The organism is Cohnella mopanensis (genome assembly GCF_022352055.1).
GTDB classification, from domain to species: domain Bacteria; phylum Bacillota; class Bacilli; order Paenibacillales; family Paenibacillaceae; genus Cohnella; species Cohnella mopanensis.
Window position 1 is genome coordinate 15565 of sequence record NZ_JAKRWM010000005.1, and the last position, 13125, is coordinate 28689.

Below are 13125 nucleotides of genomic sequence, written 5' to 3' on the forward strand. Positions count from 1 at the left end.
TTTGTTCAAAAACCAGAGTTGTCCGGAAGCTTCATATATTCGGATGGGGTGCAGCCCATTTGTTTTTTGAACACTTGGCTGAAGTACTGGGGATTATCTCCAAAGCCTAGCATTTCGGCCATTTCGAATATTTTTATATCCGGGTCCTTCGCCATGAACTCCGTCGCTTTTTTGATTCTCGCCTTCACGACGTAGTTGGAAAACTTCTCTCCCGTTTCTTTTTTAAATAACTTACCTAAATAGTCCGCGTTCATGTAGAGCATTTCGCTAGCTACCTGGTTAAGAGACAATTCGGAATTTCCCAACTGGCTGTCCACGATATCAATCACTTTGCGAACGATCGAAGTATGCTTGACCACGTTGCGATCATAGTGATACTGCACGAGCTCGCGAACCGTCTCTTCCAACAATTGTTGAATCGCTTGCAGCGTGTTCAACTCAACAAGCTCGGACAACCGTCCGTAATATCGGTTGATCTGCTGCGGGTCACCTAAGCGCAACAAAGAGACGAACTGCTGGATGACGTACGTTTTCGTCACATGGATATCAAGCTTAGCCTGCTTAAGCCCAGTCATTAAATTTGCCAACGCCTGCTCGGCTTCTTCCTTGTGACCGGACTGTACCGGCATCGTCAACTTCTCTTCTTCGAAGTTAAAATTGCCTATCATCTCGGGCCCTCGCGCCCCCGTATCCTTGCGCGTGATCAAGCCCCCTTCGCCAAGATAGAACCGGTAGTTCAGGCTCTGCAGCGTTTCCTGGTACAAGCTGCGCGCTCGAGTAATGCGGTCGGGTTCGCTCAAGGCGATCGTCACGTCCAACTTGTAATAATGCTGGAAGGTATCACGAATTTCATGAATCCGCCGGTAAAGTTCGGGCAGATCTAGCGTATCTTCGACGAGGACGAGTACGTGATCCCCGATCGTCGTGCTGAGCAACGTCGTATCCAACAAATCCTCGGCAATGTTGTTGACCGCGAACAGATGCTCGAATTCCACGACTGCCCCCTCTAGCTGGAACAGGAGCAAGCGCACCGGACGTTCGAACTCGAATTGAAATAGCTCGCGATAGTAATCCCAGTCTCTGCTCCCGTAGGTTTTGTTCGTGACGAATTCCTTCAGCACTTGTTGTTTCAAATGCGGTATCGCCTTTTGCAGCCCTTGCTTGATCGTGCTGACGAACCGTTCCCGTTGCTTGTCCGAGTCCAGTTCCGATACGATTTCCGATAGAGCTTCGGCGATCTTATTCTCGTTCGTCGGCTTCAGTAAATAGTGTTTGACGCCATATTGCATGGCGCGGCTCGCATAATCGAACTCTCCGAAGCCGGAGAGCAGCACGAATCGGATATCCGGATCAGCCTGATGTACGGCAGCTACGAGCTCCAACCCGTCCATTCCCGGCATGCGTATATCGCTCACAACGATGTCGGGCTTAAGCTCCTTGATCCGTTCATAAGCCTCTACTCCGTTAGGAGCCGTTCCGATCAACTCCGTGCCGAGCGATGACCAGTCGATCATCTGCGATATGCCATCAATAATAATTTTCTCGTCGTCTACTAGCATCACTTTGTACATCGTTTATACCTCCTCTTCACGCGGCAGGGCAATCAACACCCGAGTGCCGGTATCAGCGGCGCTATCTATCCGAATCCCATACTGCTCACCGAATGCGATTTTGATTCGTTCATCGATGTTGAGTAAGCCGATCCCTTTTCCCTTCGCTTTCATTTCACCGTTACGCAGCAGAGCAAGGGTGTCATGAGGCATGCCCGGACCATCATCCTCAACGAGGATGATGAGACCCTCTTTCGTAAGCTCGGCGCGAACGACGATACGGCTCGTCCCGATAGTCGGTTCCAAAGCATACTGAATCGCGTTCTCCAGGAGCGGCTGCAGCGTCAGCTTAGGCAATTTGCGGGACAGCAAGTAATCGGGAACCTCCAGCTTGAAGTCCAATCTCTCATCGAATCGATACTTCTGGATCGTCACGTAACTTCTGACGACTTCAAGCTCTTCCCCCAGTGTGAGTATTTCTTCCTTCATATTAATGGAGTTACGAAGCAGGAAACCTAGCGATTCCACCATGTTCGAAATTTGCGTTTGCTTGTTCACCTTGGCGATCCAGTTGATCGATTCCAGCGTGTTGTATAAGAAATGGGGGTTAATCTGCGCCTGCAAAGCCCTGAATTCCGTTTCCTTGATCAATAGCTGATTAGCGTAATTTTCCGTTATCAGCGTATTGATCCGCTCGACCATGAGCCTGAACGTGCGATGCAGCAGCCCCATCTCGTCCATCGACATCGGCGAATCGTCCGCGGTTTGCAGATGCGCCCCGGCGAAATTCCCTTTCTCGGCCATCTTCATTCGGGTAATCAAGCCATCGATCGGGCGCGTCAGACTTCTGGAGAACCGAACCCCTATTAACATTACGAGTGCGAATATTGCAACGAATACGATGACGACAAGCTCTTTAATAAAAATAACCCGCTCGAAAATTTGATTAAAAGGGGTAATATTCAAATAAGTCCATCCCGTATTGGAAGATCTCGTATATGAGATAAAATACGTATGGCTTTTCATTTTCTGAGTAAAATAGCCCTTCTGGGCACGGAACGAATCGTTAACCTCAGCTAGACTGAACAGAGGTTCCTTCGGATAGATAACCTCCTCGCCGGAGAAGAGAATTAGATCCCCTTCCGCTGCCGAATATTGCTGAGCGATCTTCGCGATGTTGACCCGGATGACCAGCGTCCCCAAATATTGCAGATCGAAGTTCGTGTTGCTGAACGAGCGAATTTCCCTCGCCGATATGAGAGCGGGATCCTTCTCGTCGGGATAGATCCATAGATTGTCCCCTTCGGCCTCGCTAGTCAGTTTCTTGATTCGCTCGCTCTTCTGAGGATCAATATCGGTTACATTCCCCGCTCCGTTCTCCTTCCCCTGCGAATCGATTAACTGAATCGAGTAAATAGACGGCTCAGAACCCGCGTAAGTCAGAAGCCGATCGATAACCTTCTGTCGCAAAATATGCTTGTCATACTCGGAATCCGCATCCTTAATGGACAGGAGCTGACTCTGCAGTTGAATGTCCGCGATGATGTCGTAAGACATCTGCTCAATGCGGCTGAGCTTGGTTTCGATCGCGGCCGAGGACAGATTCAACACCTGCGACGATTTGTCGTATAACTGTTTATCATAGATAGAGAAAGCATATTGCTGAACGAGGAACGTAAATGAAAACGTAACCAAAATAATGAGCGCGAATAGGATCGACAGCTTATTTTTGATCTTCATGTGCCGAAAGGATATAAACCACTTTTGCATGCTGGATGTCATCCTCTCCGTCAATCGAAATAAGTATTAGAAGTATGACATCCGCGACAATCTCTGTAAAGCGAGCCGATTCGTTTCCCACGCATTCCCATTTATCTCAAATACATCGTCAACGGCCAGATTCGTGCCTGCCTAATGCCAGAAACAACCAACTCCGCGATCCTTATCGCACCCTGCTCTTGAAAATGCGTATTATCTTCGATTCCGCCAGGGAACTGAGCAAACTCTCCCGGGGCGCCCCACATGAAGAGCGACTTAGCCTCTTCCTCGCCAATCTCTTCGAATAAATTCTTGCTCATCACCGCCAGATCCAGGAGAGGAACGCCCTGCTCCGCTGCCAATTCACGGACGGACTCCACATATGGACCGTGCGTATTCATGAGCTGTCCATTCTCTTCATAGAAACGTCTATGCACCGAAGTTACCAACACCGGATGGGCCCCCCTCGAACGGGCGCCATCGATATATTGCTGGAGGTAACGCTTATAGGTCGTAGAAGGATCGGTGAACCGCTCTTCGTCCGGCTTCTGGTCGTTATGTCCGAATTGAATGAACAAATAGTCATCGGCTTTCATTTCTTGCCAAATCGCTTCCAGCCTACCTTCGTCAATGAAGCTCTTCGAGCTCCTTCCGGACATGGCATGGTTAGCGACGAAGACATCATGCTTCAAGTATTTCGGAAGCATCTGTCCCCATCCAGCATAAGGAAACCCATCTTCGGGCTGATCCGTCACCGTCGAATCCCCAGCCAAAAACAAATTGATTGCATGAGGCGCCGCTAGGATCTCAAGCGCATTCACTCTCGGCGCAGGACCGGAAAACGTCAAATTCATCTGACCGTCCCTCACGTATACCGCGACCGTCTCCCTTACGAACTGTCCTGCGGATACGGAATGCAGATGAAGCAACAGTCTGCCCGGACTTGCCTTCAACGTCGTGCAAGCCGGCACGATCCAATCTCCCATCAAGATCGACACCGTATAATTCCCATTCGGCAAGTCCACTCGGAAAGACGTATCCGCGGGGATACACAGATCGCGCTTCAGCGCATCGGGTGCTTTCCGGTCCCGAGTGGTGACCCGGGACACGTCCGTAAAGCCGTATCCTTGCGCCTGATCATACCCGCAATCCGCGGTAACTTTCGTATATCCAGCCGCAGCATCGCCGATGCCGAAGTCGAATTTCCATTCACTCGTTGCCACAGTGCGCCCCCTAGCGGAAGGTTTTCCTTCCAGTATAGAAGAAAGACCGGATAATCGATGATCGATAATCCGGTCTCTTTGTTTAAAAATCAGTGTTCCTGCCCGGGCTTCCCGAAATTCGGAGTTCCATCCTCGTTCCACCCGAATTCCTGAGCTCGCGCATGCCGATTCGGGTCGAACAGCGGCTCGCCCTCGATGTCCTTGTATGGACGGGCGTGATATACGATAATATCCCGTTTGCCATCCGGCGTCGTCGTGAAGCTGTTATGTCCCGGCCCGTATTGATTCGCTTCCGGATTCGTGTAGAATACGGGGGTCTCCGACTTCGTCCAACTCTCCGGATCGAGAAGATCGCTTGAATCCGAAGCCGTGAGTAAACCCATTGCATAATTAGCGTCCGTCGCGCTGCCGGAGTAGGCGATGAAGATGTTGCCGTTTCGTTTAAGCACCGCCGCCCCTTCATTCACCATATAGCCGATCCTTTCCCACGCTTGATCCGGCTTGGAGATCATGGTCTGCTTGCCTATAAGCGTCCATGGATTATCCAATATTCCGATATACATATTCGTGTTCCCTTCAATTCTCGGATCTTTCTGCGCCCAGACGAGATATTGCGTCCCTTCATGCTCGAAGGTCGTCGCGTCCAGAGAGAAGGACTCCCAGTTCGTCTTGAGTTGCCCCTTCTCCGTCCATGATCCTTCGAGCGGATTGGCCGATTCATTCTCCAGCACGTAGATTCGGTGATCGAATGGCGCATCTTCTCTTGCGGCGGCGTAGTAGATATACCATTTTCCGTTTATATAATGAATCTCAGGCGCCCAAATATGCTTGCTCATCGCGCCGCTATCCTCTTTCTTCCATACACCTACCGGTTTAGCGCCGGCAAGCCCGTTCAAAGTTTTAGCCCGTCGCACTTCGATGCGATCATACTCAGGCACCGATCCCGTGAAATAATAATAACCGTCCGAATGTAGGTACACCCACGGATCTGCCCGTTGCTCCACTAAGGGGTCGCGAAGCTCCTCCTTTTGGTTCCCGCAACCCGCAACTATCGTCAGCAGCATAGCCAACGCTACGACTAATGAGGATTTGTTCCATCCCTGCATGCGCATTAAACCCCACCTGCGACTCTCGTCGGATAATTAGTTTCTCTTAACGTCAGCCACAGGTATGCCGAAGTCAGGCATTCCATCCGAGTTCCATCTCACGATCTGCGCGCGTGCGTGCCGATTCGGATCGTATAATGGATCTCCGACGATCTCCTTATAGTTGCGGGCATGATACACGAGAATATCCGTAAGCCCATCCTCCGAGACGGTAAAACAATTATGGCCGGGGCCGTATTGTCCCGTCGTCTCGTTCGTTTCGAATACCGGCTTAGCGGATTTGCTCCAGCTACTCGGATCCAGTAGATCGCTGTTTTCATCCGCCCACAGCAATCCCATGCAATAATGATGATCCGTAGCGCTAGCGGAATAACTGATGAATACTTTTCCATTACGATGAATGACCGCCGCTCCCTCGTTAACCAAGAAACCGATGATCTCCCAATCGTACTCCGGCTTGGTAATCATCACCTGCTCCCCTTCAAGGGTCCATGGATTGCTCATCTTAGCGATATACAGATTGGAATTCCCCTTAATATCCGGGTCTTTCTGCGCCCAGACGAGGTAACGGATCCCCTTATGCTCGAACGACGTCGCGTCTAACGCGAACGATTCCCACTTCGTGATGATTTTCCCTTTTTCCGTCCAAGTTCCTTGCGTCGGATCCGCAGATTCATTTTCCAACACGTACATCCGGTGATCGAACAGCCCTTCATTCGTCTCCGTCGTATGAGCCGCCGCGAAGTAGATATACCATTTACCGTCGATATAATGAATTTCCGGAGCCCATATGTTCGCGCTCATAGGACCGCTGTCATACTTGCGCCAGCAGACGACCGGAGCAACCGACTCGATGCCTTGAATCGTCGCCGATTTACGCAATTCGATCCGATCGTATTCCGGTACCGAAGCCGTAAAATAATAATAGCCATCCGTATGTTTGTATACCCAAGGATCGGCACGTTGTTCGACGATCGGATTGCGGAATTCCGTCAACACGGCAACTCCCCCATCGTTCCCGGAGGACTTCTCACCGTTTACTTTGTTTTCTATATTCTCCATGCTTCAGCACCACTCTATCTTTAGTATGAATTTCTCTTCCACGCTGACTTACTTGCCCGAATCGAGCTTCTTCCCCCACACTCCAGTACCGTCCGACGATATTCCGGTAAAAACAAGGGCGGGTTTCCTCAACTCCCAATCCCATGATGGCAACAGCTCCAGAGCTTCTACGGTTGTCTCGCCATTGTCGAGCGACCACGTCACTTCAAGGGTATGCTCGCCCTTCAGTTTCCACTTGCCGGTTCCCGGTTCACCTTCCGCCGCGCCATCCCAGGACAACGAGAGCGGCTTCCCTTGCACGCGGCCATTGACATCTTTAGCTTGATAGATCCGCTCCCACTCACCGGGAATGGACGATTCGGGAATCGCTTGGATGGTCTCCCCCGCATATCTTTCCGGCGACACGACCGGCCAACCATCCTCGGTCCATATCATTTGCCTTACGTGCAAATACGCCCATGAAGTTTTGGATTGACCTCTCGCATGATGGATCATGAAGCTTCGATCCCCATCTTGAAGGATGGAGTTATGCCCAGGAGCGACCCAACCGTCACCCTCCGAGAAGCTGTAGTCTCCGAGCACCTTATTACCGATTTCGTACTGAGGCTCATAAGAGGAATCATTCATCTCATGACCGTTCCTATCTACATAAGGCCCCTCGATGCTGTCCGACCGGCCGACCCGAACATTGTAATCTGCAAATAACGAATCATAAGAAACGAACAAATAATACTTCTTAAACTTCGGTTCATAGATGATATAAGGACCTTCCAACGCGCCTTCTTCCGTCTGATGGCTTCTGCTCGCGATCTGCTTCCCGAATCCCTCGTCTTTGAACTTCCCGGTCGCCGGATCGAGTGGCGCGACATAGATTCCTCCGAAGAAGGATCCGTAAGCCATCCACGGCCGACCGTCCGCATCGATAGCGATATTAGGATCGATCGCGTTCGGCGCATCGCTTTGCTGCGTTCTCACGACTTCCCCTTCATCCGTCCATGGCCCTTCGATGCTAGAACTCGTAGCTACTCCGATTATGGAACGATTCGTCCCGAACTCGGACGCGGAATAGTAGAGATAGTACTTCTCGCCGAGCTTCGCAATGTCCGGAGCCCATAAATTCGTCGCTTTCGTCCATGAGGAGGCAGCCAAAGGAATGCCACCCTTCAGCGCGTAGCCGACCCAATCCCACTGAATGAGATCCTTCGACTTGCGCACCATGATGCCCGGGCGCGGAGTTCCGGCGGCCTTAATATCGGTGGAAAAAACATAGTAGGTGTCCCCGACCTTAATGATCGAGGGATCATGCGCATTGCTAACATGCCATTCCTGTTCGTTATCGACGTTGCTCAGATCATAGAGAGGGTAATCTATCGGCGCGGTTGGATAGACCGGCTCCGCCACTACGGCTCCACCGGAGCAGCCTCCTATGAGAAGAGCGGCCGACAATAGAATGCTGGCCGCCCCTTTCGAATATTTAGGCATGCGCTTTTTGCATCCGGATCACGTTCCATGACTGTTTCGGCAGCACGGCGTTAATGATCCCGCCATCCAGCTTCGCATTGCCGTTGTTATGAGGCTTCACCATCTCCGCGCCGGCGGTGTTAACTGCTTTCAGATTCGGATTCTCAAGTACGATATGCTCCACGATACGATATCCTTCGAAGCTTCTGACATCGCACGTCAACTCCAACCCATTGTCCAGACTGCGATTAACCGCGAATACGACCACTTCGTCCGCCTCATCGTTATAGACGGCAGCCGCCTCAAGATAAGGGACGTCGGTGAAATCTTTGCTATCGTATTTGTCCGATACGACAACCGGATTGAGCGCGATCCCTCGACCGAATACGGATGCGTGCATATACGGATAGTAGATCGTTTGTTTCCATGCCGCGCCGCCATTATCGGTCATGATCGGAGCAATAACGTTAACTAATTGAGCAAGACACGCGATCTTAACGCGATCCGAACGCTTGAGGAAGGAGATAAGCAAGGTTCCTACAAGCAGGGCATCCTCGAAATTATAGATGTCCTCTAATTGCGGCGGGGCGATGGACCAAGGATCAATCCGCTTATCCGCATCATTAGAGTGATACCATACGTTCCATTCGTCGAAGCTCAGGTTCATCGTTTTCTTGCTTCTCTTTTTGGCCTTAATGTAGTCGCATACGGAAATAATCGTATTGATAAATCGATCCATCTCTAACGAAAGAGCCAAGTAATTCGCGCTATCGTTGTCGCGATTGCCGAAATACTGATGGAGGGAAATATAGTCAACCGCCTCGTAAGTATGTTCAAGCGTCGTCGCTTCCCATTGCGGGAACGTAGGCATACTCGAATTCGAGCTTCCGCAGGCAACGAGCTCGATATCCGGATCGACCCAACGCATAACCTTCGCCGTTTCGATCGCGATCCGTCCATACTCGTCCATCGTCTTCCGGCCCATTTGCCATGGACCGTCCATCTCATTGCCTAGACACCAGGTTTTGATCTTGTGAGGCTGCTTGTATCCATGGGAGATACGAAGATCGCTATAATAAGAACCGCCCGGGTGATTGCAATATTCGATCAGATTTCGAGCATCCTCGATGCCGCGCGTTCCTAGGTTGACCGCCATCATTACCTCGGATCCGACCTTCTTGCACCAATCGGCGAATTCGTTCGTGCCCACGTAATTCGGCTCGATCGTCCTCCAAGCCAACTCTAGCCTGCGAGGTCGGTTCGCCAGCGGCCCGACACCATCTTCCCAGTTATAGCCGGAAACCATATTGCCTCCCGGATAACGGACGATCGGAACGTTCAACCCTTTCACTAACTTGATAACGTCCTTGCGGAACCCGTTCTCGTCCGCTTCCGGATGGTCGGGCTCGTAAATACCGCCGTATACGGCTCTGCCGAGATGCTCTATGAAAGAGCCATAAATTCTTTTATCGATACGAGAGATTTGAAACTCTTTGTCTACGATCATTTTCGCTTTAACAGTCGATGTCATGGTGCTCTCCTCTTTCTATGTCCGTTTCTGTTATCCCTTAACTCCGCCAACCGTCAGACCGGAAATAAAGTATCTTTGGAAAAATACGAACAGCAGCAAAATCGGCAAGATTGCCATCACAGAGCCGGCTATCAGCATTTGATAATTATTTCCGTAAGGAGTCAGTAGGGTACTGAGACCGATCGGGATGGTCAGCATATCGTTCGTCCTGAGAATAAGCAGCGGCCACAAGAAGTTGTTCCAGTTACTAAGCGCGATAAGAATGACCATGGCTCCGAACGCCGGAACCATTAAAGGAATAAAAATGCGGAAAAACATGCCGTATTCCGTACAACCGTCGATTCGTCCCGCGTCCATGAAATCTTTTGGCAGCCCGCTGGCATATTGCCGGAAGAAGAAAGTCGGAAGCGGCGCTACGGCAAAGGGAATGATGACCCCCCAAACCGTATTGATCATCTTGAAGCTGATCATCAACTTGTAAAGCGGGAGCATAATGATTTCCATCGGTACCATCATAACGAGCAGGATGGCCACGAAGATAACGTTCTTGAGCTTGAAGTCATACATCGCAAGTCCGTATCCGACGAAGGCAGACAAAAATAAAGATAAAACCGTCGCAAGAACGGTAATGACGATACTGTTCTTGAACCACATGAAGTACTTATCCGCGGATTCGTTGAACAGGGATTTATAGTTCTCGAAGGTGAAGATTTCCCAATCGATCTTATAACCCAAGCCCGAGCTAATCGCCAGCTTAGCCGGTTTGAAGGAAGCTACGATGATCGCGTAGAAAGGCGTAAGCATTAGCACCGTAACGGCTATAAACAACAGGAGCATCAACATCGAAGAAGGGGTGATTTTTACTTTTTCTTTCACCGGTCAGTCCTCCTTCTTGAAGAGCCCGAATACTTTAAGCTGAATCAAGTTCAGCACGAGGGTGAATCCCAGCAGGGACAAACCGATCGCCGATCCTAAGCCCATATTGTTCTGTTCGAAACCTTGTTGATAAATATAGCCGACCATCGTGAGTCCCATATCCTTAGGCGAGCGATTCCCACTCCACAGCATGAAGCTCTCGATAAACATCGACAAACCGCCGAATATGCTGATGGTCAGCACGTAAATGGTTACCGGTTTAAGTAACGGCACCGTAATTTTCATAAACCTTTGCCAAGTCGTGGCGCCGTCGATCGAAGCCGACTCGTAAATATCGTGCGGAATGCTTTGCAGCCCCGAGAGAAAATAAATAATGTTCACTCCGAGCCAACGCCAAGTTGCCATCAATACGAGAGCGATCATTCCTAGGCGCGCATCCGCCAGCCACTTCTGGGGTTCAAAACCGAATAAGCCGATAATTTGGTTCACGATCGCGCCTTCGGATTGACCGAGCATTAAACGGAATATCGTACCTGCGACTACGATCGATACGAGCGCAGGGATAAAGAACGTCGAACGGAAAAAGTTTTTGAACGGCAACTTATTCGAATTAAGCATAACCGCGAACAATAAAGGAAGCGGAATAAGTACGACTAGCGTCAGTGCCGTGTATATCAAACTGTTGTAAATCGCACGGTAGTAGTGCTTGTTGAAAAGATTTTCATAGTTTTTGAATCCGATATATTTCGTGGCGCCCGGCAGAACCTCTTGAAAGCTCATCTGGATCGTAGAAATGACCGGGTAAGTGAAGAAAATCAGAAACGTAAGGACAAACGGCAGCGTGAATACGTATGGTGCATAACGTTGGTTGTACAGGAAGCCGGTTTTTCTCGGTGCTGGCGCTTTCGCGGTCGCGGTGCTGGACGGTTTGCTCACCACGTTAATCCCCCTTCTTGGAAAGAACCACTAGCCAGGCTGGACCGATGCCAACGCGGCTAGTGATTGTTTGTTGCGATTTCAATTAGGATTCCCTTATTGCGCTCTTACTTCTTCCGCTACTTCTTTAAGCACTTTCGCCGGATCTTCCATGTCATTCAGGGTACGGAACATGACCGAACGCTTCACCGCGTCGATAATCGCAGGCGTTTTCTCGCCGATGTTAACTGGCTTGATCTCGTTTTTCACTCCGGACAGCATCGTAAAGATATCGGTACCGAAGTAGTCCGTGAATTTGTTCGCTTCTTTAAGCTCAGGAGCTTCCCAAACTTCGGATCGAATCGGATCGAAGCCAAGCTGTTTCCAGATCTCGATGTTTCCTTCTTTAGATAATTTCGCGTAAGCAAGGAATTGTTTCGTAATCTCTTGTACTTTGGATTGTTGAGTAACAACCGTACCCGTACCGCCCATACCTGCGGAACGCGCTCCGCCTTCCGTCCAAGCCGGCATCGGTTTAATGACCATTTTGCCTTTCAAATCAGGCATATTGTCTACAAAACGGCCCATGTACCACATCGGCATCCAGATGGAAGCCGCGCCGCCTTTGTTCATGAATGCCCAATATTCTTCGGAGTGGTGGAAACCGCCCGGAGTGCCGATAGCGATTTTCTCTTTTATGAGGTCTTGCATGTATTGCACGGTTTTGATGTTTACGTCGCTATCGAGCGTTACGCTGCCGTCCGCGCCCAAGAAATCGCCATCTTGCTGAGCGATCAGAGGCCATAAGGACCATTGCTCAGTCGTTTCCAAAGTCGTCATCGGAACGCCCGTTTTCTCAAGCACGGTTTTACCGGCCGCTTTGTAGTCGTCCCAAGTTTTGATATCATCCGGATTTACGCCGGCTTTATCGAGAATTTCTTTGTTGTAGTAAATAACTGATGCGCCTACGTGGTAGTCGATTCCGTAGTATTGTCCGTCTTTCGCATAGATGTCGAAACGGGATTTAACCAGGTTGTTCAACTCCGGCTCAACGATATCGTTCAGCGGCGCAAGCTGCGGAGTACCTTTTAAGTAGTTCGCGAATTTACTGATTTCAATGTCGGCCATATCCGGCGCGCCTACGCCCGTCTGAAGAGCAACGAGCAATTTGTTGTGCATGTCGTCATATGGGAAAGTGCTGCCTTCGAATTCGATTTGTTTGTCCGGGTTCTTCTCGTTCCATTTTTTCGCCATATCTTCATAATATTTTTGATGCAATTCTTGGAACGTCCAAAATACGATTTTAGTCGGTTTTCCATCGCTTTTCGGTGCTTCGCTAGCCGCCCCGCTCGCTGCTGGCTTGCTTGCCGCCGGTTCTTTGTTGTTTCCACCGCTACACGCCGTAAGCGCTAACATTACTGACAGCATTAGAGCTACAACCGTAAACCAAGACTTACGCATTTTGTTTCCCCCGTTATGATGTGATTTATAAATCGTTTTAGGTTTTTATAAAACAATTTATGAGTTAATGATAATTCGTCTTCCCTTTTGTTGTCAACAGCAAATTTGTATGCGTTTACCGCTATTTTATTTAGAATAGTATGAACCATAGTTCAAGCGGTCGTTCAATCAACTGGAGACTG

The 13125-nt window shown here is 49.9% G+C and carries 10 protein-coding genes; all 10 read right to left on the minus strand.

What is annotated here, in order from left to right; genetic code table 11:
- Positions 1-5 precede the first annotated feature (5 nt).
- The 10 genes from L3D05_RS10325 to L3D05_RS10370 all read right to left on the minus strand — a co-directional run bounded on the left by L3D05_RS10325 (position 6) and on the right by L3D05_RS10370 (position 12943).
- On the minus strand, positions 6-1571 hold the full coding sequence (locus tag L3D05_RS10325) for a response regulator transcription factor (protein ID WP_239615973.1): 1566 nt from the start codon (positions 1569-1571) through the stop codon (positions 6-8).
- A 3-nt stretch (positions 1572-1574) separates the two neighbouring features.
- Entirely contained in the window at positions 1575-3320 is a 1746-nt protein-coding gene (locus tag L3D05_RS10330) for a cache domain-containing sensor histidine kinase (RefSeq protein ID WP_239615974.1), read from the minus strand.
- Positions 3321-3421: 101 nt separating this feature from the next.
- Entirely contained in the window at positions 3422-4531 is a 1110-nt protein-coding gene (locus L3D05_RS10335; protein ID WP_239615975.1) for a rhamnogalacturonan acetylesterase, read from the minus strand.
- An 89-nt stretch (positions 4532-4620) separates the two neighbouring features.
- On the minus strand, positions 4621-5595 hold the full coding sequence (locus tag L3D05_RS10340) for a glycoside hydrolase family 43 protein (RefSeq protein ID WP_239616022.1): 975 nt from the start codon (positions 5593-5595) through the stop codon (positions 4621-4623).
- A 78-nt stretch (positions 5596-5673) separates the two neighbouring features.
- Complete coding sequence (locus tag L3D05_RS10345) at positions 5674-6699, minus strand: glycoside hydrolase family 43 protein (protein ID WP_255807471.1); 1026 nt, start codon at positions 6697-6699, stop codon at positions 5674-5676.
- Between the two features lie 48 nt (positions 6700-6747).
- On the minus strand, positions 6748-8181 hold the full coding sequence (locus tag L3D05_RS10350) for an arabinan endo-1,5-alpha-L-arabinosidase (protein ID WP_239615976.1): 1434 nt from the start codon (positions 8179-8181) through the stop codon (positions 6748-6750).
- Entirely contained in the window at positions 8174-9691 is a 1518-nt protein-coding gene (arfA, locus tag L3D05_RS10355; protein ID WP_239615977.1) for an arabinosylfuranosidase ArfA, read from the minus strand. Before arfA ends, L3D05_RS10350 begins: the two co-directional genes overlap by 8 nt.
- A gap of 30 nt (positions 9692-9721) precedes the next feature.
- Positions 9722-10534, minus strand: a complete 813-nt coding sequence (locus L3D05_RS10360) for a carbohydrate ABC transporter permease (RefSeq protein WP_239616024.1) — start codon at positions 10532-10534, stop codon at positions 9722-9724.
- Positions 10535-10570: 36 nt separating this feature from the next.
- Positions 10571-11506, minus strand: coding sequence for a carbohydrate ABC transporter permease (locus L3D05_RS10365; RefSeq protein WP_239615978.1), 936 nt, complete (start codon positions 11504-11506; stop codon positions 10571-10573).
- Between the two features lie 93 nt (positions 11507-11599).
- Positions 11600-12943, minus strand: coding sequence for an ABC transporter substrate-binding protein (locus L3D05_RS10370; RefSeq protein WP_239615979.1), 1344 nt, complete (start codon positions 12941-12943; stop codon positions 11600-11602).
- Positions 12944-13125: the final 182 nt, after the last annotated feature.